This is a genomic window from Nonomuraea deserti, from assembly GCF_004348685.1.
Lineage (GTDB): Bacteria > Actinomycetota > Actinomycetes > Streptosporangiales > Streptosporangiaceae > Nonomuraea > Nonomuraea deserti.
The window spans coordinates 93,890-118,990 of sequence record NZ_SMKO01000010.1 but is presented as its reverse complement, the minus strand read 5'-3'; the positions used below and the strand labels follow the sequence as shown (position 1 = coordinate 118,990).

Below are 25,101 nucleotides of genomic sequence, written 5' to 3'. Positions count from 1 at the left end.
ACCTCCTACCCGCCGGCCGCCCGACCCCCTACCCGCCAGCGCCTGGACCTCATGCCCGTCGCAGCCGACACGTCGGTCAGGGGTTGTGCACGAGCCACTTCCGGTCGATCTCCGCCTGCAGGTCGACCCCGTGATGGCGGGCCATCAGCACCACGTGGCAGAGCACGTCGGCCAGCTCGGCACGGAAGCCCGCGTCGAGTTCGTCCTCCGTGCGCCCCTTCGTCCTGGCCCGGCCGGTGCGCATCAGGAACGCCTGGGTCAGCTCGCCGACCTCCTCCTGCAGCTTGAGCAGGAACCAGGTGTCGTCCCGTTCGATCCCCAGCTTCTCCGCGTAGCGCTGGGAGACGGACTCGACCTCGTCGGAGAGCCGGCTCAGATCCATGGCCGCGAGTGTAGGGCGTGCGGGCTCAGACGCCCTCGTGGCAGGGGAGGACGAGCACGAAGCGGGCGCCCGGCGAATGGTCGGCGACGGTGAGCGTGCCGCCGTGGGACAGGGCGACCTCCCTGGACAGGGCCAGGCCGAGGCCGCTGCCGCTCTGGTCCTTGGCCTTGGCGCTGTCCAGCCTGGTGAACCGCTCGAAGACCCGCTCCCTGTCCTCGGGGGCGATGCCCTCGCCGTCGTCGGTCACCGTCGTCACCACCCTGCCCTCGATCACCGCCACCTCCAGGTCGATCCTGGTCTCGGCGTGCCGGGTGGCGTTGTCGAGGAGGTTCGTCAGGAGCCGGTCGAGTTGCACGGGCGAGCCGTACACGGGGGCCGAAGCGCAGAGGTCGGGGACGATGACCACCCTGGTGTCCGCACGGCGGCGTACCTGCTCCGCGCACAGGCGGCACATGTCCACCACGCGGCGGGGCGCGACCGTGCCCGCGTCGAGCCTGGCCAGCATCAGGAGCTCGTCGATGATGCCGGTGAGCCGGTCGACGGCGGTCAGCGCCACCGCTCCCGTGGCGGGCCAGTCGGTCTCGTCGGGGATGGCGTTGGCCACCTCGAGCTGGACGCGCAGGGCGGAGATGGGGCTGCGCAGCTCGTGCGAGGCGTCGGCGACGAAGCGCCGCTGGGTCTCGGCGGAGCGTTCGAGGCGGTCGAGGGTGTCGTTCGTGGTGGTGGCCAGGTCGGTGATCTCGTCCCCCGTGTCGGGTACGGGGACGCGCCTGCTGAGGTCCTGGCCGGTGATCTCGGCCAGCTTGGCGCGGATGCGTTCGACCGGGCGCAGCGCGAACCCGACCACGAGCCACGTGATGCCCGCGACGCTCGCCAGGATCAGCGGGGTGACGACGAAGGTCTGGATCTCGAACCATCTGATGGCGCGGTCGACATCGGTGAGGGACGACGCGCCGTACACGGCGACGGGGCCGTCACGGGTCGGCACCAACATGGACATCACCAGGAAGTGGGTCTCGTCGCCGTTCAGCTCCTGCGGCGCCCATGTCTCCGAAATGTAAAGTTTCTCGAGCTCGGAGGGCTGGAACGCCTTGAGCCTCCAGTGCACGTGGCGACCGGTGGTGGCCGCGAGCACGTCGCCGTCGGGGGTGACCACCTCCAGGAAGTGCACGCGCGCGGGGGCTTCGATGGATGTGGACAGCTCTCCGGCTCTGGCCTCGCTCGCGATCCTGCGTACGGACACCTCGACCCTGTCCAGGACGACGTCGCGCAGGTTGCCGGGGACGGTGGCGAGCATGAAGGCGGACGTGGCGAAGAGGACCAGCGCCGCTATGGCGGTCGCGATCGCGGTCAGGCGCGCCCGGATCGAGCGGGGGAAAAGCCGTATCACCATCCCATGCACTCCCATGTCACTATGGGTGACCTTTACCCCTATAAGGCAATTTCACCATTAACGACCCTGATCTGCTGCTATACCCTGCCCTCACGTCGGTCGAACAGAGATCTGATTACGCACGGTGCATCGGATTCGCTCACGGCGATTCCGCCGAGAGCATGACCCCCTGTCGCCCGCGGACTCCGGCGGCCAGGGTGAACGCCATGAGACTTCTCGTACTGGGCGGCACGGAGTTCGTGGGACGGGCGGTCGTCGAGGAGGCGCAGGCCCTGGGGTGGGACGTCACGACGTTCAACCGGGGCACCCGCGACCCGGCGCCGGGCGTGACCGCGCTGCGCGGCGACCGGTCGGCCCCTGGCGGCCTCGCGGCGCTGGCGCACGGCGAGTGGGACGCCGTGCTCGACACCTGGTCGTGGGCGCCGTCCGCGGTGAGAGACACCGCGTCCCTGCTGGCCGGCCGGGCGGGCCACTACGTCTACGTGTCCAGCAGGTCCGTCCACACCTTCCCTGTGCCGTTCGGCGCCGACGAGAACGCGCCGGTCGTGACGGGGTCGGCCGACGACGGAGACGGCGACTACGCGAAGAACAAGGTGGGGGCGGAGCTGGCCGCCGTCGCCGCCTTCGGCGACCGGGCGCTGCTGGCCAGGGCGGGGCTCGTCCTGGGCCCCTACGAGAACATCGGGCGGTTGCCGTGGTGGCTCACCAGGATCGCGCGCGGGGGGCCGGTGCTCGCTCCGGAGCCCCGCGACCTCGGGCTCCAGTACATCGACGCCCGTGACCTCGCCGTGTGGTGCCTGCGCGCGGCCGAGCAAGGGCTGGGCGGGGCGTACAACGTGGTGAGCCCGCCGGGCTTCACGACGATGCGGGAGTTGCTCGAAGTCTGCGTGAAGGTGACCGGGTCCGACGCCGAGCTGCGCTGGACGCCGGAGGAACGCGTCCTCGGAGCGGGCATCGAGCCGTGGTCCGACCTGCCGATCTGGCTGACGGGCGAGCTCCACGACTTCATGCACGGGGCCGACGTGTCCAGGGCGGTGGCGGCGGGGCTGCGGGTGCGCCCGGTGGAGGAGACGGTCGCCGACACGTGGGCCTGGCTGCGGAGCATCGGCGGCGTGGCGCCCATGCGGCCCGACCGCCCCGCCGTCGGCCTCGATCCAGAGACGGAGGCGCGCGTCCTGGCCGGATGAGCCGCCGAGGTCACGCGCGGGGGGCGTCCCTGCGGGTGCGGGCGAGGTCGTAGGCGGCGGCCGCCAGGGCGATCACGACCGACATCAGCACCGCCGTCAGGCCGTGGCGGAAGGCGGTCGCCCAGCCCTGGCCCAGCGCGCCGAAGAACGTCGAGCCCGCCACGGCGATCCCGATCGCCGACCCCAGCCGCTGCCCCGTCTGCAACACGCCCGCCGCGCTCCCCCCGCCCTCGGGCGGCACCTCCGACAGCGTGATCGCCTGGTTGGGCGAGATGACCAGACCGCTGCCCATGCCCGCCAGCAGCAGCGGCAGCACCGTCGCCAGGCCCACCGCCCGCCCGGGCACCAGCACGGTCGCCAGCATCGTCGCGCAGAGCCCGGCGATCACCATCGTCAGGCCCACCGCCACCACGCGCCGGCCGGCGCGCGACACGAGCCGCCCGCCGACCACCGAGGCCGACGCCGAGCCGAGCGCGAAGGGCGTGATCGCCAGCCCGGCCAGCAGGGCACTGTAGTGCAGCCCGACCTGCAGGTAGAGGGTGAAGATGAAGAAGATGCCCGTGAAGCCGGCGAAGTAGAACAGCGCGATGGCCGTCCCCAGGCTGTACGAGCGCTTGCCGAACAACGCCAGGTTCACCAGCGGCTCGCGCGGATAGCGCCGCTCCCAGAGCACGAAGGCGGCCAGCACCACCAGCGCGACCGGGATGAGCAGCCATTTCGCGTTGCCCTCCCACTGGTGCCGCTGGATGAACGGCAGCAGCAGCCCCACCACTCCCATGCCGAGCAGCAGCACGCCGACCGGGTCCATGCTCTCGCGCCGCCCGGTCCCCGGCCGGGCCGGCAGCGCCCGCCAGGCCAGCGGCAGCAGCACGATCCCGATCGGCACGTTCACCAGGAACACCCACCGCCACCCGTGATCGGCACCGGCCAGGCCGACGAGCAGGCCGCCGATCAGCGGCCCCGCGGCCGTGGACACGCCGATGGTGGCGCCGAGCGCCCCGAACGCCCGCCCCCGCTCGGCCCCGCGGAACATCTGCTGGATCAGCCCCGACACCTGCGGGTTGAGCATGCCGGCCGCCAGCCCCTGCACGAACCTGGCCGCGATCAGCACGTTCATGTCCCAGGCGAGCCCGCACGCCGCGCTGGAGGCGGTGAAGAGCGCCACGCCCGTCATGAAGAGCGTGCGCCGGCTCCTGGCGTCCCCCAGCCGCCCGGCGGGGACCAGCAGCAGCCCGAACGCGAGCGCGTACCCCGACACCGTCCACTGCAGCCCGTCCTCCGAGGCGTCCAGCGCATCGCGGATCGACGGGACGGCCACGTTGACGATGCTCACGTCCAGCCCGCTCATGAACGCCGCGACCAGGCAGATGGCCAGCGCGTGCTTGCGCGTGTCACCCCCAAATGCCCTCATCACGGGAGTCTCACCGCAGACCAGCGGCGGAAACGTGTCCCCGTACCGGAGGTAAGGGTTCGTTTCTTCGCAGAAGGCGAGTAACGTCCGATCATGGACACGATGGCCGTGGAGCAGAACGGCATCAACGCGGTCCCCGAGTCCGAGCGGCACGGGCGGCCGAGAGACCTCTTCTGGCCGTGGGCGGGCTCGAACCTGTCGCTGTTCGGCGTCGCCTTCGGTGTCTACATCGTCGGGCTGGGCCTGGGCGTGGTGCCCGCGATCATCACCGGCGCCATCGGGTACGCGCTGTCGTTCCTGCTGGTCGGCCTGGTCGCGATCGCCGGCGCCAGGTCGGGCGTGCCGACCATGACGCTGGGCCGGGCGCCGTTCGGCTACCAGGGCAACAAGTTGCCCGCGGCGTTGTCGTACCTGTCGAACGTGGGCTGGGAGATCGTGCTCGTCACGCTCGCCGCACAGAGCGGCGCGGCCATCCTGGGCCGGCTCGCGCCCGGCATCCCGCCCACGACGGCCACCGCCGTGTGCTTCGCCGTCGCGGCCGTGGTGGTGATCGCGGTCGGCGTGTACGGCCACGCGATGATCATGGTGGTGCAGCGCTACCTGACGTACGCGTTCGTCGTGCTGACCGTCGTCTACATGATCCTCATGGCCCCGAGGCTCGGCGTGTCGCTGGAGACCACGGCCGGCCCTGGCGGCTGGGTGGGCGGGATCATCTTCGCCATGACCCTGCTCGGCCTGGGCTGGGTCAACTGCGGCGCCGACTACTCCCGCTACCTGCCGTCGGACTCGCGCCCGCGCTCGGTGGCCCTGTGGACGATGCTCGGCGGCGCGCTGCCGCCCATGGTGCTGCTCGTGTTCGGCGTGCTGCTGGCGGGCGGCGACCCGACGCTGGCCGAAGCCGCGGGCGGCGACCCGGTGGCGGCGCTGGCCGGGGCGCTGCCGACCTGGTTCCTGCTGCCGTACCTGCTGACCGCCATCGGCGGCTTCCTGGCCGGGGCGATCATGGACATCTACTCGTCGGGCCTGTCGATGCTGGCGCTCGGCGTACCGATCAGGCGGCACTACGCGGTGCTGATCGACGGGCTGCTCATGGTGCTGGGCGGCTACTACCTGCTGTTCGTCTCCACCAGCTTCCTCGGCACCTTCCAGGCGTTCCTGGCGATCATCGGCGTGGTGATGGCGGCCTGGGCCGCGGTCTTCCTGGTGGACATGTGGCGGCTGCGGGACGGCGGCCGCTCGTACGGCGGGCAGAACCAGCGTGCCGACCGGGAGCGGCTGCTGCGTCCCGGCGCGCCGGCGCTGCACTGGCCCGGCCTGGTGTCGCTGGTGGTGGCGTCGATCGTCGGGCTCGGCCTCATCACCTCGGCCGACGAGAACATCGCCGCGGTCGTCGGCTTCCTGATGAGCCACGAACTCCGGACCGGCACGTTCGGGGCGGCGAACATCGGCGTGGTGGTCGCCCTCGTGGTGGCCGGCGCGCTGTACTACCTGCTGACGGCGTTCACCCGGCGTGGCGACCGCGGCACCCGCTGATCGGGAGACCCACCCGGCGTTACGCTGAGTGAGTCATGTCGAACCTTCCGTTGCGGCTGCTGCAGTGGGCGACGCACGTCACGGCGTGCGGGCTGCTGCTCATCGCCGTGGTCACCGTGCTGCGCGACGGCCTCGTGGCCGTGGCCGCCGGAGGCGTGCTGCTCGGCCTCGTCTACTCCACCGGCCCGGTGATCGAACGCCGGCCCATCCCGGCGCTCGCGTGGCTGGGCCTGGTGACGGGTGGCTGGGCCGCGCTGGCCGTGGCGGCGCCGCCGTTCGTGTGGCCGGTGTTCGGGCTGCTGTTCGCCTACCTGCGGATGCTGCCGCTGTGGGCGGCCATGTTCGGAGTGACGGTGCTGACGTCGGCGGCGGTCGCCGCGGCGGCGTGGCACGCGGGCGAGCTGACGGTGCCGCTGGCGCTGGGGCCGGTGATCGCGGCCGTGCTGGTGACGTTGCTGGGGCTGGCCTGCGAGGCGCTGCACGCCGAGGCGGCCCGGACGTAGCGGGCGCCCCGGGAGCGCGGGTCAGGCCGTGACGATGGCGAAGTCCGGCACCGGCCGGTCCAGTACGGCGACCAGTCGCTGCAACACCGCCGTGTTGCCCTCGCGTTCGACCCCTTCGACGCCCTTGCCCGCCAGCAACCCCACGAGCTGCTCCTTCGTCAGCCGCAGGGTCAGGTCGGCGGCGTCGTCGCCCGGGTTCCGCTGCTGGACGAGCACGCCGTTGCACAACGTCGTACGGTGCCGCTCCCCCAGGTCGGTCAGGTGCCAGTCGATGGCCAGCCGCTCGTGCCAGGCGCGCGGCCCGTCGACGCGGATGGCGATGGAGTCGAAGATCTGCTCGACGCTCAGCGCGGCGAGCAGGTCCGGAGAGGTGACGTCCATGGTGGCGGGCACGATGCCGTCGGCCAGTTCCAGGGCGCCCATGAGGTAGAAGTTGCGCCAGGTGGCGTTCTCGGCCCCGTGGCCCAGCCTGGTGTAGACCTCGGCGAGCAGGTCGCGGGCCTCCTTGTTGCCCTCGTCGGCGAAGACCGCGTGGTTGAGCAGTTGGGCGGCGAAGCGCAGGTCGTTCTCGTCGATGTAGCGCCGGGCGAACGCGACCACGCCGGCGGCGCCGCCCAGGCACTCGACGTAGCGGATGGCGCTCTCCCTGGGCGGATGCTCCCACAGGTGGGCCGGGTTCCCGTCGAACCAGCCCAGGTAGCGCTGGTAGACGGCCTTGACGTTGTGGGAGACCGCGCCGTGATAGCCGTGGGTGTGCCAGGCCTGCTCCAGCTGGGGCGGCATGTGCAGGGCCTCGGCGATCTCGGGGCCTGTCAGGCCCTTGTTGATCAGGCGCAGCGTCTGGTCGTGCAGGTAGGCGTACATGTCGCGCTGCTGCTCCAGGAAGCGCACGATGGCCTCGCCGCCCCAGGTGGGCCAGTGGTGCGAGGCGAAGGCGACGTCGGCCCGGCCGGCGAACAGGGAGACGGCCTCGGTCAGGTAGCGCGCCCACGCGCGGGCGTCGCGCACCACGGCGCCGCGCAGGGACAGCAGGTTGTGCTGGTTGTGGGTGGCGTTCTCGGCCAGGCAGAGGGCGCGACGGTCAGGCAGGAGCAGGTTCATCTCCGCGGGGGCCTGGGCGCCCGGCGTGAGCTGGAAGATCATGCGGATGCCGTCGACCGTCTCCTCCTGGCCAGTACGCGTGAGGTCCAGCGTGGGCGGGATGAGCGACACGGTGCCCGTCGAGGCGGTCATGCCGAGGCCGCAGCCGATCTGTCCCTCGGGCGAGCGGGGCAGCGCCCGGCCGTACAGGTAGACTGCGCGGCGGGTCATCGCGTGGCCCGCGTAGACCCGTTCGGACGCGGCGTGCTCCAGGAAACCCGCGGGGGCCAGGATCGGCACGCCGCCGTCGGTGACGCCGCGCACGCCGCCGAAGTGGTCGACGTGCGTGTGGGTGTAGATGACGCCGGTGACCGGGCGATCGCCGCGGTGGGCGCGGTACAACTTCAGTGCCGCGGCGGCGCACTCGGTGGAGATCAGCGGGTCGATCACGACGACGCCCCGATCGCCTTCGACCAGCGTCATGTTCGACAGGTCCAGGCCGCGCACCTGGTAGACGCCGCTGGTGACCTCGTACAGTCCCTGCCTGGCGCAGAGCCGGCTCTGCCTCCAGAGGCCGGGATGAGCCGTCTCCGGGCAGTCCTCCTGGAGGAAGTCGTAGGAGTCGCCGTCCCAGACGACCCGGCCGTCCGCCGTTCTGACCACCGCCGGGCTGAGCTTCGCGATGAATCCGCGGTCGGCGTCCGCGAAGTCGCCCTGGTCGTGAAGTGGAAGGTCTGCCATGCCGTGTGGCATGCCCGGGAATCAGTCCCGATAGCTCAATAGACTTCCCTAATAGCATGAATCTCGGGCAATAAGGACATATGTCAGGCGTGCCGTGCCACGGGGGGCCGGTCGCCGTTCGCGTATTCTCGCGGTCGTGAGAGCTTGCGTGTTCGACCTCGACGGCGTGCTGGTGGACTCCGAGCCCGTGTGGGAGGAGGTGCGCCGGGCGTTCGTGGCCGAGCACGGCGGCGCCTGGCAGCCCGACACGCAGTCCAGGCTCATGGGCATGAGCACCGCCGAGTGGGCCGCCTACCTGCACGAGCTCGGCGTACGGATGCCACCCGCCGAGATCGCCCGCGGCGTCGTCGACCAGATGGCCGCCCGCTACCGCGCCGGGGTGCCGCTGATGGCGGGGGCGGTGAAGGCGGTGCGGCGCCTGGCCGAGCGCAACACGCTGGGGCTGGCCAGCTCGTCCCCGCGCACGCTGATCGACGTGGTGCTGGACGCGGCCGACCTGAAGGAGTGCTTCGCCGCCACCGTGTCCACAGAGGAGGTCGCGCGTGGCAAGCCCGCCCCCGACGGTTACCTGGAGGCGGCCCGCCGGCTGGACGTCGACCCCCGCGGCTGCGTGGCGGTCGAGGACTCCAGCAACGGGCTGCGCTCCGCCCACGCCGCAGGCATGCACGTGATCGCCGTACCCCATCCGCGCTACCCGCCGGCGCCCGACGCGCTCGCCCTGGCCTGGCGCGTCCTGCCCAACCTCGACGCGCTCACCCCGGAGCTGCTCTCGTGAACGCCGGGCCGGGGTGGGTAAGCTCAGGGAACCGTGCGAGACATCACGGTTTTCAGCGGCAGCGCCCACCCCGAGCTCGCGGAGGAGATCTGTGCCCATCTGGGCACTCCCCTGCACCCCGTCCAGATCCACCGGTTCGCCAACGACGTGCTCGAAGTGCAGTTGCAGGCCAACTGCCGCGAGCGTGACGTCTTCCTCATCCAGCCGCTCGTCCCGCCGACGCAGGAGCACCTCGTCGAGCTGCTGCTGATGCTCGACGCCGCCCGCGGCGCCTCCGCCGCCCGCACCACGGTCGTCCTCCCCCACTACGCCTACGCGCGCAGCGACAAGAAGGACGCGCCCCGCATCTCCATCGGCGGCCGGCTGGTCGCCGACCTGATGGTGGCCGCCGGGGCCAGCCGGGTGCTGGCGATGACGCTGCACTCGCCGCAGGTGCACGGCTTCTTCAGCGTCCCCGTCGACCACCTGCACGCCCTGCGCGAGCTGGCCGCCCACTTCCGCCAGTACGACCTGTCGAACACGGTCGTCGTCTCCCCCGACCTCGGCAACGCCAAGGAGGCCGCCGCCTTCTCCCGCCTGCTCGGCACCGACGTCGCGATGGGCGCCAAGCAGCGCTTCAGCGACGACCGCGTGGTGATCAGCTCCGTGATCGGCGAGGTGGCCGGCAAGGACGTGATCATCCTGGACGACGAGATCGCCAAGGGCTCCACGGTCATCGAGCTGCTCGACCGGTTGCGCGAGCAGGGCGTCAGGTCGGTCCGCGTGGCCTGCACGCACGGGTTGTTCTCGGGCGGGGCGCTGGAGCGGCTGGGCGCGCTGCCGGAGGTCGAGGAGATCGTCTGCACCAACACCGTGCCGCCGCCCAAGCCCTGCGACAAGCTCACCGTCCTGTCGATCGCGCCCGCCCTGGCCGAGGCCATGCGCCGCATCCACGACGGCGAGTCAGTAAGCGCGCTCTTCAACACCGGCCAGTAAGGAACGCCCGGCCGCGCCCGTGCGGCACGAGGTGTCGGCGAAATCACGATGCTGCGTCCGCCTCGAAGGCCGCTCGTACGGAGTCACACGCTGATCGCCAGTGCCGCCCGGAAACCAGGCGGCACCGGTATGTCGAGCACCAGCCAGGCTCCCGGCAGGATCCCGGCCGGGTCCCGGACGAGCTGGGGCGACGGCCCGCTGACCGGGAGCCGCAAACCTTGCGTCAGCCGCCCCCCGGCCGCCTTGACGCAGGACTCACGCCGCGCCCAGACGAGCGCGAACCGCTCGGGTGACCTGTCGATGTACGCGACGTCCTCGGGCGGGAAGAAGCGGGCGGCGAACGCCGCCCGGTCGAGTTCGGGCCGCACCCTCTCCACATCCACCCCTACGCTCCGATCGGGGGCCACGGCCACGAGCGCGAGTTCTCCCGAGTGCGACAGGTTCCACTGGATGTCGGGCCGCTCCGGCGAATAAGGCTTGCCGTGCCTGCCGACGGCGATCCGCACGTCAGCGGGGCGTACGCGCATACGCCGGGCCAGGATGCGCCGAACGGCGGCGTGTGACACAAGGTACCGCCTGCGCTCGGCCGTCCCGGCGAAACCTGCCGCCCGGGCGCGCTCGCGATCGTCCAGGGTCGTGGCGTAGTCGTCCATGTCGGCCGACCGGTCCAGGGCTACCTGCCAGATCTCCACACCGGCGAGCGCCTCCGCTCCGGCCACGGGGACACAACCACGCGGCCGGAGTGACCAGGCGCTCAGGAGGCGAGCCTTCTCCGGGAAAGCCCCTGGAAGACGTTGAGATGGTGGATGTTACGCGTGCCCTCCATGTACTCGACGGCACGGGCGTCCCTGGCGTACTTGTCCAGCCGCGGATGCTGGAGCCGCGCCCCTGCGCCGAAGAATCCGAAAGCGCCCAGCGTGATCTCTTCGGCCAGTTGCGAAGCTCGCGCCTTGGCCGCCGACGCCAGGGTGGCGAGTGCGGGGTCGTCCGCGTCGGCCGCCGTGGCGGCCCGGCGGACAAGCTGCCGCACGCTCTCGATGTCGCGCGCCATCTCGTCGAGCTCGCATCTTTCCCAGGCGGTCAGATCACGCCGCTCGGCGCGCACATACTCGTAGGCACCACGCGCGATGCCCAGGCCCAGAGCTGCGACGCCGGGGCGGAGCTTGTTCAGGCCGCGCACAGCGCCCAGCAAGCCCCTCCTCGTGGGCGACAGGTGCGCGCCGAGCATGCGGTCCATCGTGATCTCCACATTGTCGAACCGCACGTCGGTGACCTGGTTGCCGCGCAGCCCGACGGTCGGAAAGGGTGTGGCGGTGAAGCCCCGCAGGGAGGTCTCCACCAGCGCCGCCACCACACCGAGCGGCCCGGGCTTCGTCCGGGCGAAAACCACCCCGAACGAAGCCCGGGCGGCGTTACCGATGAACCGCTTGGCTCCGTTGAGCAACAGGCGATCGCCGTCGGGGACGAGCGACGTTTGCAGCCCGCCGGCGTCGGAGCCCCGGTCTGGTTCGGTGAGTGCGAAGAACGTCCAGGTGGGGCGTTCCAGGACACGGCTGAAGAACCACTCTTGCTGCGCCTTGTCCCCGAGCTGCGATACCAGCACACCGGACATCGACGGACCCGGCGCCGCCAGCATCATCCCCGCGTCGGCCGCCGCGAACTCCTCACAGATCGTCACCCGCTCCATCGACCCCCCGTCGTAGCGGTGGCCGTCGAGGAGGATCGGATCCCGGTCGTACTCGGCCGGGACCGGGGTCCTGGCCAGGAACACCATCCCGGGCAAGTCCAGGAGCCGATGCACGAGCTCCGGTGAGCGTTCCAGCTCGAAGGCCCGCTTCGCCAGCTCGGTCGCCCATTCGCGGGCGTACGCGCGTAGCGTGGACTGCCGCTCGTTGAGTTCGATCATGTCGTCTGCCGTTTCGTGTACGCGTCGGCCATGAGTTCGGAGATGTGCACGGCTTGGCCGGGGCCGTCCGCGCACAGGCTGCTGCCGCCCAGCAGCCGTAGCAACCCTCGATCGGTCCGGGTGATTCGCTGGTGCAACGCGGCCAGGGCGCTTTCGTCGAGGTCACCCGGGTGCGCGTCTTCCAGCGCGGTGAGGACCTCCAGGTGTGCGATCACGGCTTCGGCGAGCTGACCTTTGATCATCTGCTGGAGCAATAACGGGCTGTTCCCCACCGTGCGTCCGCCGAGGTAGGTCATGCACGACTCGAGCAGCCCTTCGGACAGGCCGTACCGAAGCCAGACCAGCCCAAGCGTCCACTCTTCAGGAGCCTGTCCTGATCTTCCGGGGCAGTGCAGGCCGTACAGAAGCCGGCCGTGCAGCTCGATCGTGTCGATGACCTCGGCTTCCGGATCGGCCTCGATCAGGCCACGGGGCACGATCACATGCCCTTCCGGGCCGTACCCGACCGTTCCCGTGGTCTCGTGAAGCAGTGACAGCGCGGCCACGAGACCGTCGGTCCGCGCCGCGACTCGGATGGGGGCGTAGGAGAGATCCCGGAGCGTCATTGTGACTCTCAATCGATATGGAGTGTGCAGGTGCTGAGGTGGCGCAGTGCGTGGTCGTAGTCGGCGACTGTGACGCTCCGGCCCCGCAGGCCGGGCAGCGCGACGGCCAGTTCCGTCCAGGCTCCGGTGCACGGCAGTCCCAGCGGTGCCACCCTCATGTCCGGGAAACCACTGGGCAGGGTTTTCGCCAGGCCGGCTCCGGCGATCAGCGTCGCTCCACCGTCCCGTTCGCCTGCCAGCAGATCCGCCACCTTCACGGGTGGAACGTCGACCCAGTGCCGGATGGCGAAATCGTCGGCGCAGCCGCCGTCCTCGGTGAACAGCAGGGCGACCGCGCAGTCCTGGAGTGGCACGATCTCCTCCGGGCCGGTCACGTCGTACGGCAGGCTTCGCTGATCCAGCACCATCAGCAGAGCGTTCTCGGTGTCGTACAGCTGGATCAGCTCGAGCGCGGTGAAGGGCGCGATCGGCCCCTGCTCGCTGGCCCCGAGCGGCAGCGGATCGCTGAGCAAGGCGTCGGCCAGCATCGAGATCGGGGCCTGCTGCAGATCGGCGTCGGGCACTGTGGTGGCCATCGCCACCACCTCCATCGCAGCCGGGACGGGAGCCATGATCTCCAGCATGGCCGCGGCCATGTCGGCATAGCTGTTACGTCGCTTCAGCAGGTGGCCGGGCCGCGGCGCGAGACCGTACAAGCCGGTGATGTCCTGGGTGTAATGCTCCATCCACCGGGCGGCCGCGCCGGACGAGAAGGGGAGCCCCTCCTCGAACACTCGTGTCTCGATCCGGTGCAGGCGCACGCTATGCCTGCTCGATGACGTAGTCGGCGAGCGTGCCCACGGTCTCGAAGTGGTGCTGCTCCAGCGTGTCCGTGTCGAACTCGATCATGAGCGTGTCCTCCAGCCGCATCAGGAGTTCGAGGACGGTCGTGGAGTCGAGACCGAGTTCGTCGAAAAGTGATGTGCTGTCCGAAATGCCGGTGACCTCTCGGTTGAGTATCGCCGCGAGCTCACCCGCAATGGTGTTGCTGACGGTGGACCGCTCGATGGTCTTCATCTCGCTCATCCGTGCTTCTCCTTGCCTGAGATGGGCATGCGCTGCTGCCGCAGCAGGTCGTCTACGCCGTCACGCTCGCGGATCAGCCGGGACTCCCCGTCGATCACCAGAACCTCGGCGGGGTGGCCGTGGCTGAGGAACAGGACGGGAGAGGCGCTGGGGCCGTACGCACCGGACCTGAGCACGCCGAGCAGGTCTCCCGGCCGCAGGTCGGGGAGCACGACCGCCTTCGCGAGCGTGTCGTTGGGGGTGCAGAGCGGACCGGTGACGGTCCAGGGACCGGTGGGTTCGGCCGACCGGCTGAGCAGGCGTACGGGGAAGTTGCGCTTGACGAACGACCCGATGCCGACCGCCGCCATGTGATGGTTCGTGCCGCCGTCGGCGATGGCGAACCTCTCCCCCATCGAGGTCTTCACGTACCGCACGCGAACGACGTAGATCCCGGAGGGAGCGGTGAGATAGCGGCCCAGTTCCATGACCATCCGCGTCGCCGGGTTGCGGGCGGTGAACTCCTCGATCATCGGGTTGAGCAGGCCGGCCAGGACGTCCACGTCGAGATCTCGTTCGCCGTCGAAATAGGCCACGCCGAGTCCGCCGCCGACGTCCACGAGATCGAGCGGGAAGCCGAGCTTCGCCGACAGCCGCTCCGCCAGGTCCAGGATCATGCGGGTGTTCTCCGCGACGACGTCTTCGCTGAGTATGCGCGTCCCCATGTACGTCTGGATGCCGGCGACCCGCACGTTCGCGTGGCGCTCGCACAGGTCCGGCGCGCCCAGCAATTGGTCCTCATCGATCCCGAACTGGCGTGGCTTACCGCCCATGGTGAGCTTCGAGCCCTTCACAGCGAAACCGGGGTTCACGCGAAGGACGACGGGCGCCCGCACGCCGTACTCGGCGGCGAGACGGTCGATCAGCTCCAGCTCCCCGAAGGACTCGCACACGATGGCATGGACCCGTTCGGTGAGGCATGCCCGCAACTCCTGCTCGCTCTTGCCCGGGCCGAGGAAGAGAATGTCGTCGGAGGCGATTCCGGCACGCAGGGCGGTGGCCAGTTCGGCCAGGGACGACACCTCGGCTCGCGCACCCAACGAGCCCAGAACCGTGCAGATGGACACGTTCGGATTGGACTTGAGCGAGAAGAAGATCTCCAGCCGGGAATGGAGCCGGGCCCGCAGGTCCTCGAACTGCTGCCGCAGCGCGTCGCCGTCATAGACATAGAGCGGCGTCCCGAAGTGCTCGGCCAGCTCGCCGATGTCGAGACCCTGCACTGTGTACGCCGTCATGGCAGTCTCCTCACGATCTCGGTGTCGAGTGCGGCCAGCCGGGCCCGGTCCTCGGCGATGAGCAGGCCGTACAAACGCCCGTCGAAGGTGCCGTCCCTGGCGCCGGCGTTGACGGTTGCGAAGTTGTTGACCAGCAGACCCGAACCCCCAGGGGCATCCAGGAGAAGCCCGGCGAGTCTCCGCCTCAAGGTCCGGTACGTCAGCCGGCCGTCCAGACGCAGGGGGTACAGGCGAGCCAGCGCGATCTGTCCGGGCGCCATGAGAAGCTCCTGCACGGTGAGCTGGTAGGTCGACATGTTGTGGCGGGCGTTGATCTCGACCACGGGGTAGAGGCTGTTGTCCGGCGCCACCATGGCGTCGACACCCGTCACTCCGTGGAACCCGTCGCCGTGAAGCACCTTCGCCAGCCTGTGGGCCGCGTCCTCCAGCTGTGCCACCTGTGCGGCCGCCAGGTCGGCCGGGATCCGGTGCCCCTTGTGGACGCCGGCCTCGGTGATCGCCTCCTTGACGAAGTCGAAGTGCGCCGACCCGTCGTGGCCCACGGTGAACTGGTAGTTGAGGTCGGCGACCTTGGCCACCCATTCCTCGATCACGAGCGCCAGGGTGTCGTCCCCCCTCTTGGCCGCCCGGCGCCGGATCATCGCGTGCAGGCGATCCAGCTTCTGTTGTTCGGCGATCACCGTGATGCCTTTGCCTGACACGCCGAACGCGTCCTTGACCACAACGGTCCCGCCCTTGCCCAGCAGGACCCTGGCTCCGTCAAGGGCGACCTCCAGCTCGTTCATGTCGCTCACGGTCCAGCCGGTGGCCTGGCGCAGACCGGTCCCGTCGGCGGCTCTGCGGCTGTAGATCTTGCTGTTGGTCGCCTTGCACACGGCCGCCGAGGGCGTGATCAGCGGCAGCCGGGCTGCCTCCGCCAGCCGTTCCTCCAGGACCGAGGTGCCATGCGGGGCGATCCATGCGCCGACGAGCCCGGACAACTCCGCCAGGAGCTTCTGGTCTTCCAGCGCGTCGAGTGTCACCGTCCGCGCCGGGTCGTTGCGCGCCACAGTGTGCACGCGCGGCAGCGCCACTCCCAGCTCTTCGAGGTGCGTGAGGTAGTCCTCGTCGGGAGCTTCTTTCAGCACCACGTGGTCGCCGGGACCGGCCAGGAGAAGGCCGAACTCGTCCATCCGGTTGACGATCGTCGCCCCGGCGGAGAAGCTCACACGCGGCAGCCCGTTCACTCCGTCGGCCCATTGGTCCTCGACTTCGAAATTGCCCAGGAAAACCAGAGGGGTGTGCGGCGAGCCGGTCAGGGCCGCTTTCATCCGGTCGAGAAACACGGTGCGGTCTCCTAGTGCTTGAGAATCATGGCCGAGAACGTCGCCCCGAGCCCCACAGCGGCCATCAGATACGTGTCGCCAGGCTTCAGCCGGCCACGTGAGCACGCCGAGCGAAGGTTCAGGAAAGGATCGGCGCAGAAGCAGTGGCCGGTCACGGGGATGTTGTCCAGGAACACCCGGTCCAGGGGGAAACCGATGAGCTTGCACAGCCGTACCCATGAGACGCGGTTGACGTTGTGCGGCAGGATCAGGTCGATGTCGGTCAGGGCCAGTCCCGCGCGGTCCGCGGCCTCCCCCATCACCTCGGCGAGCGCCTTCGGATACATCTCACCGAACTCGGCGAGCTTCTCACCGGACAGAGTGAGCCCCTCGCTGAAACGCCCGTGAGTGCGGGTCGCGTAGCTCAGCACCTGGTCGCGCCCGCCCGCGGGCGCGACCAGGATCGCCGCCGCGCCTTCTCCGTTGACGGCCACGTCCGGCACCATCTTGGCGGCGATGGTGAAGGTCTTCTCCCCGGTGAGCACCAAGGCGAGCGCATCAGGGTCTCCATCCCTTTCCAGCAGCCGCCCGGCGATGTCCACGGCGAGCAGGCCGGACGCGCATGCATGATGGAAGACGACGAACGCCTGGGCTCGATGCAGGCCGAGTGAACGCGTGACCTCCTGGACAGCGCTTGTCGGATACGGCGTCGCGACCGGCAGGGTCCTGGCCTGAATGACATAGCGGATCCGCCGCTCGAGGCCGTGGAGCGTGCCGAGTTCGCCGGCGGCCGCCATCAGCAGGTCGTACACGGTGCCCTCGGGCTCACGCAGGATGTGCGACAGTCCGTAGAAACGTTCGTAGACCTTGAGTTGCACGTCGGTCAGGTGCAGCTCCTCCTGGAGCGAACGGACCGCGACCCGTTGCGACGGCAGGTGGACGGCCACCTCCTTCAGGACGGTCACGGCTGCTCCACCAGCGAGCTCAAATGGTCGGCCAGGGCGTCGATGGTCTCGTAGTCCCAGGCCACGGTCGGCTCCAGCCGGACATCAAGGTGGTCTTCGATGTCGCCGCACATCACGAAGGCGTAAACGGAGTCCAGCCCGTACGTCGCGAGCGACACCGAACCGCTGATCTCGTCCGGATCCTTCTCCAGATAGGACGCCACCAGGTGGGTCAGCCATTTGTGCAGGTCATCCACAGGCATCTCCTTCGCGTGGTCAGCCGGCGATCGAACCGGCCGTCAGGTCGAAGCCACGGCTGTCCTCATGCCGGGTCAGCAGCTCCGACATGAGGCGCCGGGTCAGGGGAGCCGGCAGGTGCCCGTCCCCTTTTCCGATACGGGCGGTGAGACGGGTCAGGGCGGCGACCACCCATGTGGGATCGGCGAGGAAGCCGCCTTCCGCATGCCGCCAGACGCCGAGGCACGCGCTCGCGGCCAGCACGGCGGCCAGTCGCGCGGGTATGGCCAGCGCTTCCGGGCTCGCTCCCACGCCTGTTTCCATCGGCCGCAGATCGCCGGCCTCGCTCGTCAGCTCCCGCAACTCGGTGGCGAACAACGCGGCCAGCCGCCTCAGCTCCGGGTCGAGGCCTGTCTCGTCGAGCATGGACCTCGGCACCGCACTCAGCGTGTCCCTGCCCGAGGCGGAGACCGCCAGGGCGTCGAAGGGCAGCGGGGGCAGTTCGGTACCGAGCTGGAATATGGCGTCGGGCGGCTGCTCCGCTGCCGGCCACGACCGTTGCGCGAGCAGGGGCGTTTGTGGCAGCACGGTGGCCAGGCAGGCGACCCTGGCGGCATGCCCGAAACCGATGACCGCAAGGTCACGCAGCAGCTTCTGGAAAATCGCGTGATCGCCGTCGCGGATGTAGAAGTGCGCGCCGAGCACCGACGACAGGCGGTTCATCGCGTCGATGAGCTGCTGCGAGACGACGTACTTCACCAGCGAGGCCGGCACGCTGGCCAGGCCGGGCAGCCGGTGCAGCGTGCGGGCGGTCACCGTGCAGAAGGCGTCGCACAGCAGAAGGTCGGCGAACGCTTCGGCGACGATCGCCCGCACGTAGGGGATGTCGGCGGCCGCGCGGCCGTAGAGCCGTCGCCCGGTGGTGAAGCGGAGCGCCGTGCGCAGCCCGGTGTCGAGAACACCGATGATCATCGAGGGCAGCGCCGTACGAGTGAGCTGGAAAGAGCGTAGCGCGGTCTCGATCCCCCGGCCGGGCATGCCGATCATCGCGTCATCCGGAATCGGGCAGTCGGTGAAGACGACGCCGCCCAACTGCACGCCACGCATCCCCATGCTGGGAAATCGAGGGAGGTAAGCCATCCGGTCCTGGGGCAGATCCGCTTTGTCCACGAGAAACTGGGAGTGGCTGCGGCTACCCGGGTCCGGTGACGTCCTGGCGAAGATCACCAGAGAGTCGGCCCTCTGGGCGTTGGTCACCACCTCTTTACGGCCGTTCAACCGCATGCCGTAGGCGGCCAGTTCCGCACGGGCGAAATCGTTTCCATGCGCCAGTTCGTGATAGACCGAGGCGATTTTCCGGTCGGCCAGCAGATGCTTCGCGAACGCCGTCCTCTGCTCGGACGACCCGGCCGCCCACACGTTGACCGAGGCGATGAAACTGCTTGCTCCGTAGCCGAGGCCCAGACAGGGATCTCGCCGCCAGACGGCGCGCATCACCCGGGCGAGCCTGTCCAAGGTGCTGAAGCGGCCGCCATACTCGACCGGGACGAATTCTGCGTTCATCCCGTAGGCGTCCAGCCGCTGCTCCGCCTCGGCGAACATCTCCTGGCGTTCGTCGGCCGCCACGATCTCCGCGTAGCCGAGGGGATTGGCCGGGTCCCAGGGATCCCCGAGCAGGTGTTCCAGTGCTTCAGGCATCGACAGCCTCCTCGGCGAGCCGGTCGTAGGCAGGGCCTGCCGGCCGCCCGGTGAGCCTGGCCAGGACGTAGGCGAGCGCGGCCGTGGCCCGGCTCTCGTCGCCGCCGTTGACCAGGTGAAGTCCGAGCACGGCCGCTCCGGCGAAGCAGAGCTCGTACCGCTGGGCCAGCGCGAACGCCTCGGGGCTGACGTCGCGGGCCGCCGGCGCGATCCCGGCCAGTTGCCCGTGCACCTCCTCGCACGCCTGCCGCAGCTCGGCCGCGCCCGGGAGCTCGGGCAGGTCGCCGGCCCGCAGGTGCTGCACGAGGCTGGAGCCGTTCCTGGAGGACAGGGTGAGCTGGTCCGGGTCCGCCGCCGGCAGCGGAAGGGACGTGTCGAGCGTGCGGCGCAGGCCCTGCTCGTCCACCGTCCCCTTCCGGTAGCCGCCTACCAGCGCTGGGAAGTGGTTGATCAACGCGTTCTGGTTGACGAACGAGCTGCCGTCGAAGATCGCCACCACGCGGTGGTCACGGTCGAGCTTCTGGAAGGCGCCGTGATCGAGGACCTCGGTGAGGAACGCGCGGGCGCCCAGCAGCGTCCCGCACGCGCCGATCAGTTCGTCGATCCTGGCCGGGACGAACGCCTTGGTCACGGCCGAGACGACGGCCATCTCGCCGGGCAGGGTGTGGATGGATCGGGCCGCGACCGTGGTGACGGCCTCACCGACGATCCTGGCCGCGTGCGCCTCACCAAGCGTCCTGCGCACGTGGGGCATGTCGATCAGCCGCCTGCCGTACAGGTGCCTGTCCCGCGTGAACGCGGTCGCCTGGCGCAGCGCCTGGTCGGCCGCGCCCAGCGACAGCCCGGCGCAGAAGGTGCGGGTGAGCTGGAGCGCCTTGAGCACGAGTTCCAGCCCGCCGCCGGGCTCGCCCACCAGGGTCGAGGGCGCGTCGCGGAACTCGATGCCACTTATGTCGGCCCCCCTGATGCCGTGTGTCGGCACCTTGGGCAGATGGCGGTAGCTGCCCTCGGGCAGGGTCCGCTTGTCCGCCAGCACGACGCTGAATCCCCTGGGCCCGCCCGCGGGGGACGTGCGGGCGAGGACGGTGAGCAGGCTGCTGCGGGTGGCGTTGTTGATCAGCCACTTCTCGCCGGTCAGCCGCCCGTCGTAGGCGGTGACCTCGCCGGCCAGCAGGTCGCTGCCGTGACCACGCTCGGTGAGCGCCCAGGAGACGGGGGTCCCGGCGCGGACCTCGCGCGCCAGCCACCCCGCCTGGTCGTCGTCCCCTGCCAGCCACACACAGATCGATCCGAGGAACGTCTTGGCGTGCGCCACGGCAACCGTGAGGTCCCGGCGCGCGACGGCCCTGATCAGTTCGAGCAGTTCCGGGTAGGAGTGCAGGTCACCGCCGAATCGGGCGGGCACGTAGTGCGCCGGCAGGCCGAACCGGTCCAGCTCGCGGCAGTGGTCCGCCGGGAACTCCTCGGCCCGGTCCAGCTCGGCGAGGCGCGCGTGGGAGAACAGGCCGCGGAGATCTGCCGGGTCGCCGAGCACGCGGTCCATGTCTGCGGCCGTGGTCATGTCGCGCTGCCCCGGTAGCGCGAGCGCACGGCGGGCGTGAGCTCCTCGTGCAGGGCCCTGAGCTCGTCCTTGGTGAACAGGTCGCGCGTCAGCCCGCGCTGGATCTTCCCGCTGGTGGTCCGCCGGACCTGGGACGGCCGGACCAGGACCACACCGCCGACCGCCACGCCGAAGTCACGCCGGATGGCACTGCGGATCTGCGCGGCGAGGCCGGACGGTGTCATGTCCTCCAGGGCGTGCGCGCGGCACTCCTGCACGATGACGATCTGCTCGTCAGGAGTGGGAACCGTGAATGCCGCGCCGACGCCGCGGGCGAGCGCCGGGTGGGCCGCGCGCACCGTGGCCTCCAGATCCTGCGGGTACAGGTTCTGCCCGTGGACGATCAGCACTTCCTTGATACGGCCTGTCACGTAGAACTGGCCCTCGTGGATCGTCCCCAGGTCGCCGGTACGCAGGTAGTCGCCGCCCTGGTCGCCGGTCGTTCCGAAGACGGCTTTCGTCGCGTCCGGACGGTTCCAGTAGCCGCGCGTCACCTGGGGACCGCGTACCCAGATCTCGCCGATCTGCCCGTCCGGCAGGATCTCGCCCTTCACGGGGTCCACGACGACGACCTCGTCGCGGGCCGGCCCGCTGGAGACCAGGAGCCGGGTGTGCTCCTCGGTGCTCGCCGCCGGGCGGGCGGGCACGAAGAGGCCGAGGGCGAGCTGGAGGGCGTCCACGTGGGTGGCCACCATGCCGCGCTGAGGGTCAGTGCAGGTCACCGCCAGGGTCGCCTCGGCCAGTCCGTACGCCGGGAGCATGGCCGCAGGGTCGAGCCCATGAGGTGCGAAGCGCTCGATGAACGCCTGCTGGGTCTCGGCGCGGATCGGCTCGGATCCGTTCAGCACGTGGGTCACCGAGGACAGGTCGAGCCCGGCCGCCTGCGCCTCGGTGACCGCTCGCACGCAGAGATCGAAGGCGAAGTTCGGACCGCCGGTGAAGTTGACACGGCGCCGGTCGAGCAGCCGCAGCCAGGCGTACGGCCGCTTGACGAAGGCGAGAGGGGACATCAGCACCGTCGTGGCGCCCAGGGACAGGGGGAACAGCAGCAGGCCGATCAGCCCGAAGTCGTGGAAGGTCGGCAGCCAGCCGCCGAAACGCGTCCGTGAGGTGGCGCGGGTCATGCGGCGGAACACTTCGGTGTGCTCCCGGATGTTGCCGTGGTCGACCACGACCCCCTTGGGGTCTCCGGTGGAACCGGACGTGTACTGCAGGAAGACGAGGGTCTCCGAGGTGGTCGTCCCCGGGCCGGCCCACTGCTCGGCCGGGGGAAGCGCTCCGTCGACGGCCAGGCAGGTCATCGTCTTCAGGCCGGCGTCGTCGGCCCACTCCTGGACGGCGTCCAGCCCTGTTCGCTCGGACAACGCCACTTTGACGCCGGCGTCTCTCGCGATGCCCGCCAGGCGGGCCTGGTGGCTGCGGTGACCGCCGGGCGGCGGCGCCGGAACCGCGATCATGCCCGCGTAGACGCAGCCGAAGAAGGCGGCGACGAAGCCGAGGCCCGGCTCGTTGAGCAGCAGGACCCGATCGCCCAGGTCGGCGTGCAGCTGGAGCAGCGCGGCCACGCGGCGCGCGGTGCGATCCAGCTCGGCGTAGGTCAGGCACTGGTCGCCGGCGGCGTCTGTCGGGTCTGTCGCGAAAACGACCGCTTCCTGATCGCCGCGGACGACGGCCCAGTCCCGCAGGAGTGCCGTCAAGGTGTCGTGGTCAGGCATGCAACCCTCCCTGATGGGAACATGATGGGATGATTTCGTCCGGTTCTCGGAGGCGACAGCCGCATTCGGGCGGCCCAAGGGCTATGCCTGATCGGCTTCACAACCCCGCCCGGACGGCCGCGTACCGGACCCGCGCGTAGAGCGTGTTCAGGTCGTCGAGTTCGGCGTGGGGCGAGAGGAAGTGCGAGGGCACCTCGTTCGCCATACGGGTCGAGGCCGGCACCACCGCGTCGAGGCCGCTCGGGGCGCGCCTCCCCGGGTCCGCCCAGCTCTCGGCCGCGTCCAGGGCGGTCAGCAACTCGCTCACGTTCCCGGCCGACGGGCGCCTGGCCACGAACACCCCTCGCGACAGGTAGTGTCCGGGCGCGGTGGCGAGCACCGGGAGCAGGGCCCGGTTGGCGAGCGTCTCGCAGGCCAGGATCGTCACGACCGGCCGGTCGTCCGGCGGCTCGGGCCGAACGCGACGCCGGACGACCGGCGGCTCACCCGGCTGCGCGCCCGGCGGCTCGGGCCGGGCACCGCACCAGGGGCAGGTGACGGAACGCAGGGTGACCTGGGGGTCGAGCACCCCTGGCGGCGCGGGGATCGAGGGCGGGACGAGCAGCAGCGCCCGTGCCTCACGCCGGGCCATTCGCTCGGTGATGGTGGCTGCCTCACGCACGGACGAGCTCCTCCAGCCTCGGCCGGGCCGCCGCGCGACCGATCTCGACGGCCTCGACGCCGAGCTCGGTCAGGGCCGCGGACGAGCTCTCGTCCAGGCGTGCGCGGTCGGCGGCGCTGAGTCCCGAGGCGACCCACGAGGCGATCGCCCGGTGGAGGATCCAGTCCGCGCCGGGGCCCGCGCGTTCACCCGCGTCCGCCCCGAGGATGTAGGCCGCGGCCCACAACTCCCGCGCGTACGCGGGCACGTCCCGGCGCGGCAGGGTGGCGAGGATCCGCCGGGGATCCAGGCCGATCAGCGCGGACCAGTCCGCCCAGTACCAGCCGAAGGGATGCTCCACGGGCTCGCCCTCGCGGAACAGCCGCAGGAAGCACCGGGAGTCGATGAGCTCGACCGCGAAGCTGCCGCGCTCCCGGTCGTCGCACGTGTGCCAGTGGCCGGGGTCGAGACGCCGGCCGCCCGCGTGGACGGTCGCGTGGAAGGAACCGGGATGCCCGGCGAGGCTGGGCGTGTCCTCGTGGTCGACCAGGTGCGGCACCGCGGCGACCACGGGCAGCCCGCGCTCGGCGCAGAAGAGCGCGACCATCTCGTCGTCGTCGCGGATGTCGTCGCTGATGGGAGCCAGGTACGCGGCCAGTTCCCTGGCCCGCTCGGCGGGGAGCACGAGCCCTTGGGTCGGGATCCACTCCTCCTGCGACAGCTGCGCCCACGCGGAGCCGGCCGCCGCGGCCCGCCTGACGAGGTACGAGTTCTGCGGGCTGTTCCAGTTGGAGTAGAGGGCGACGGCGTGCCGCGGCCGCGCGTGGACGGCATCGGCCAGGTGGGCGGCGAATCCGGCGCTCAGCCGTACGTCGTCCTGCAGGACGAGATGGTGGGTGGCCTCGCCGGGCACGGCCGCCCAGGCGCGCTTGGCCGTACGCAGCGGGCTGGGAGTTCCCGAGGGATCCGGATCCACGATCACCTGCGCGGCGAGCGGGGCGCACGATGCGAGCAACGAGGGAACCTGATCGGCTCGACGCGGATGATGCATGATCGCGACGCTTATGCGGATGTCCATGAAGGTGCCACGCGCTCTTTCTGGTCGTCGACGTCGATCAGGTCCTCGACGGGCACGAATCTGCACCCGCTCACCATGAGGGTCTCCAGGATCAGCGGGAGCGCCTCGATCGTCTGCGAACGGTCACCGCCGCCGTCGTGCAGGAGCACGACGGATCCGAAATCCGTGTCGCGGATCACCTGGTGGGCGATCGCCGAAGCGCCGGGAAGCGCCCAGTCAGCGGCCTCGACGTCCCAGAGCACGGTGGTCTGCCCGTGCTGGGCCAGCCACCCGAGCACGTCGGCGTTCCGGCCGCCGAAAGGCGGCCGGAACAACGTCGGGACCTGCCCGGTGATCCCGGCCAGCACCTCGGCCGTCCTGTCCACCTGGGCGAGGACCTCCTGCCTGGTGAGGTCGGGCAGGTAGGGATGCGACCACGTGTGGTTGCCCACGCTGTGGCCCTCCTCCGCGACCCGCGCCACCAGGCGGGGATGGGCCGCGGCGTGCAACCCGAGGCAGAAGAAGGTGGCGGGCACGTGGTAGTGGCGTAACAGATCGAGCAGGCGCGGCGTGTGGTCGGGGTCGGGGCCGTCGTCGAAGGTGAGCGCCACCCTCGGGTGTACGCGGCGGCCGTGCGGCACGCACCGGCCCGAGGCGACCTGCTCGGCCTCGACGAGCGCGGCCGAGTCCAGGTCCTCCTCGATCCGCTGGTCGAGCCCGGTGAGCGTGCCCGAGTCGAGGGCGATCCTGGTCAATCGTGACCCGCTGGTACGGCCCAGCTCCGCCAGGACGACCGCGTCCGGCGACCCGAACGCCCGCCGCGGCGGCGCGACGTCGCCGTCAGCACGGTAGACGTCGAGTCCCGCGGCCATCAGATGACCGTCGACGACTCCGTTCGTGCCGTCGATGACGCACATCAGCGGTTCGCGGCCGGCCAGCCGGACGAGGCGGGCCACGACGTCCCTTACCCCCACGGTCTCGAGACGGAGCGGGGGCACGACGGCGGTTCCCGCCTGGTCGAGGACGGCCAGCTCGTACGCGTCCTTCTCCCATCCGACGCCCGCGTACCACATCGG

Annotated in this window: 24 protein-coding genes; 5 read left to right on the top strand and 19 right to left on the bottom strand. The window is 70.4% G+C overall.

Features of this window, described 5'->3' with window-relative positions; translation table 11 throughout:
• Positions 1-76: 76 nt before the first annotated feature.
• Positions 77-382, bottom strand: coding sequence for a nucleoside triphosphate pyrophosphohydrolase family protein (locus E1292_RS06900; RefSeq protein WP_132593145.1), 306 nt, complete (start codon positions 380-382; stop codon positions 77-79).
• Positions 383-407: 25 nt separating this feature from the next.
• Positions 408-1,775 carry a sensor histidine kinase gene (locus tag E1292_RS06895; protein ID WP_165974424.1) on the bottom strand — a complete coding sequence of 456 codons (1,368 nt, stop codon included), beginning with the start codon at positions 1,773-1,775 and terminating at the stop codon, positions 408-410.
• A 206-nt stretch (positions 1,776-1,981) separates the two neighbouring features.
• Between E1292_RS06895 and E1292_RS06890 the strand changes: the two genes are divergently transcribed.
• On the top strand, positions 1,982-2,962 hold the full coding sequence (locus E1292_RS06890) for an NAD-dependent epimerase/dehydratase family protein (RefSeq protein WP_132593141.1): 981 nt from the start codon (positions 1,982-1,984) through the stop codon (positions 2,960-2,962).
• A gap of 10 nt (positions 2,963-2,972) precedes the next feature.
• On the opposite strand, the gene E1292_RS06885 is transcribed toward E1292_RS06890, so the two are convergent.
• Complete coding sequence (locus tag E1292_RS06885; protein WP_132593139.1) at positions 2,973-4,373, bottom strand: MFS transporter; 1,401 nt, start codon at positions 4,371-4,373, stop codon at positions 2,973-2,975.
• A gap of 93 nt (positions 4,374-4,466) precedes the next feature.
• Between E1292_RS06885 and E1292_RS06880 the strand changes: the two genes are divergently transcribed.
• Positions 4,467-5,906 carry a purine-cytosine permease family protein gene (locus E1292_RS06880; protein ID WP_132593137.1) on the top strand — a complete coding sequence of 480 codons (1,440 nt, stop codon included), beginning with the start codon at positions 4,467-4,469 and terminating at the stop codon, positions 5,904-5,906.
• 35 nt (positions 5,907-5,941) lie between these two features.
• A complete protein-coding gene (locus E1292_RS06875; RefSeq protein ID WP_132593135.1) occupies positions 5,942-6,409 on the top strand; it encodes a hypothetical protein in 468 nt (155 codons plus the stop codon).
• A gap of 21 nt (positions 6,410-6,430) precedes the next feature.
• Here the strand turns inward: E1292_RS06875 and E1292_RS06870 are convergent, their stop codons facing one another.
• Complete coding sequence (locus E1292_RS06870) at positions 6,431-8,230, bottom strand: alkyl/aryl-sulfatase (protein WP_132593133.1); 1,800 nt, start codon at positions 8,228-8,230, stop codon at positions 6,431-6,433.
• A gap of 136 nt (positions 8,231-8,366) precedes the next feature.
• Between E1292_RS06870 and E1292_RS06865 the strand changes: the two genes are divergently transcribed.
• Positions 8,367-9,005 (top strand): HAD family hydrolase, encoded by a 639-nt coding sequence (locus E1292_RS06865; protein ID WP_246089963.1) that lies wholly within the window; start codon positions 8,367-8,369, stop codon positions 9,003-9,005.
• Between the two features lie 33 nt (positions 9,006-9,038).
• A complete protein-coding gene (locus tag E1292_RS06860; RefSeq protein WP_132593131.1) occupies positions 9,039-9,980 on the top strand; it encodes a ribose-phosphate diphosphokinase in 942 nt (313 codons plus the stop codon).
• Between the two features lie 83 nt (positions 9,981-10,063).
• On the opposite strand, the gene E1292_RS06855 is transcribed toward E1292_RS06860, so the two are convergent.
• From E1292_RS06855 to E1292_RS06785, 15 genes are all read right to left on the bottom strand, one after another.
• A complete protein-coding gene (locus tag E1292_RS06855; RefSeq protein ID WP_132593129.1) occupies positions 10,064-10,699 on the bottom strand; it encodes a 4'-phosphopantetheinyl transferase family protein in 636 nt (211 codons plus the stop codon).
• A gap of 35 nt (positions 10,700-10,734) precedes the next feature.
• Positions 10,735-11,886: an acyl-CoA dehydrogenase family protein gene (locus E1292_RS06850; RefSeq protein ID WP_132593127.1), complete on the bottom strand. Its 1,152-nt coding sequence runs from the start codon at positions 11,884-11,886 to the stop codon at positions 10,735-10,737.
• Positions 11,883-12,431 carry a hypothetical protein gene (locus E1292_RS06845; protein WP_132593125.1) on the bottom strand — a complete coding sequence of 183 codons (549 nt, stop codon included), beginning with the start codon at positions 12,429-12,431 and terminating at the stop codon, positions 11,883-11,885. The genes E1292_RS06850 and E1292_RS06845 overlap by 4 nt, the downstream gene beginning before the upstream one ends.
• Before the next feature lie 68 nt (positions 12,432-12,499).
• Positions 12,500-13,291, bottom strand: coding sequence for a hypothetical protein (locus E1292_RS06840; protein ID WP_132593123.1), 792 nt, complete (start codon positions 13,289-13,291; stop codon positions 12,500-12,502).
• 1 nt (position 13,292) lies between these two features.
• Positions 13,293-13,556, bottom strand: coding sequence for an acyl carrier protein (locus E1292_RS06835; protein WP_132593121.1), 264 nt, complete (start codon positions 13,554-13,556; stop codon positions 13,293-13,295).
• Positions 13,553-14,830 (bottom strand): type III PLP-dependent enzyme, encoded by a 1,278-nt coding sequence (locus E1292_RS06830; protein WP_132593119.1) that lies wholly within the window; start codon positions 14,828-14,830, stop codon positions 13,553-13,555. The genes E1292_RS06835 and E1292_RS06830 overlap by 4 nt, the downstream gene beginning before the upstream one ends.
• Positions 14,827-16,155: a preATP grasp domain-containing protein gene (locus E1292_RS06825; RefSeq protein WP_220446703.1), complete on the bottom strand. Its 1,329-nt coding sequence runs from the start codon at positions 16,153-16,155 to the stop codon at positions 14,827-14,829. Before E1292_RS06825 ends, E1292_RS06830 begins: the two co-directional genes overlap by 4 nt.
• An 11-nt stretch (positions 16,156-16,166) precedes the next feature.
• Positions 16,167-17,081 carry a 3-oxoacyl-[acyl-carrier-protein] synthase III C-terminal domain-containing protein gene (locus E1292_RS06820; protein ID WP_220446702.1) on the bottom strand — a complete coding sequence of 305 codons (915 nt, stop codon included), beginning with the start codon at positions 17,079-17,081 and terminating at the stop codon, positions 16,167-16,169.
• A gap of 14 nt (positions 17,082-17,095) precedes the next feature.
• Entirely contained in the window at positions 17,096-17,335 is a 240-nt protein-coding gene (locus tag E1292_RS06815; protein ID WP_220446701.1) for an acyl carrier protein, read from the bottom strand.
• A 19-nt stretch (positions 17,336-17,354) separates the two neighbouring features.
• On the bottom strand, positions 17,355-18,941 hold the full coding sequence (locus tag E1292_RS06810; RefSeq protein ID WP_220446700.1) for an acyl-CoA dehydrogenase family protein: 1,587 nt from the start codon (positions 18,939-18,941) through the stop codon (positions 17,355-17,357).
• A gap of 64 nt (positions 18,942-19,005) precedes the next feature.
• The gene (locus tag E1292_RS06805; protein ID WP_132593111.1) at positions 19,006-20,574 is read right to left on the bottom strand and encodes an acyl-CoA dehydrogenase family protein; all 1,569 of its coding nucleotides are present in this window, start codon (positions 20,572-20,574) and stop codon (positions 19,006-19,008) included.
• Positions 20,571-22,328, bottom strand: a complete 1,758-nt coding sequence (locus E1292_RS06800) for a fatty acyl-AMP ligase (RefSeq protein ID WP_132593109.1) — start codon at positions 22,326-22,328, stop codon at positions 20,571-20,573. The genes E1292_RS06805 and E1292_RS06800 overlap by 4 nt, the downstream gene beginning before the upstream one ends.
• 97 nt (positions 22,329-22,425) lie before the next feature.
• Positions 22,426-22,989 carry a hypothetical protein gene (locus E1292_RS06795; protein WP_132593107.1) on the bottom strand — a complete coding sequence of 188 codons (564 nt, stop codon included), beginning with the start codon at positions 22,987-22,989 and terminating at the stop codon, positions 22,426-22,428.
• A complete protein-coding gene (locus E1292_RS06790; RefSeq protein WP_132593105.1) occupies positions 22,982-23,983 on the bottom strand; it encodes a hypothetical protein in 1,002 nt (333 codons plus the stop codon). The genes E1292_RS06795 and E1292_RS06790 overlap by 8 nt, the downstream gene beginning before the upstream one ends.
• A 47-nt stretch (positions 23,984-24,030) precedes the next feature.
• Positions 24,031-25,098 carry a polysaccharide deacetylase family protein gene (locus E1292_RS06785; protein WP_132593103.1) on the bottom strand — a complete coding sequence of 356 codons (1,068 nt, stop codon included), beginning with the start codon at positions 25,096-25,098 and terminating at the stop codon, positions 24,031-24,033.
• Positions 25,099-25,101 lie beyond the last annotated feature (3 nt).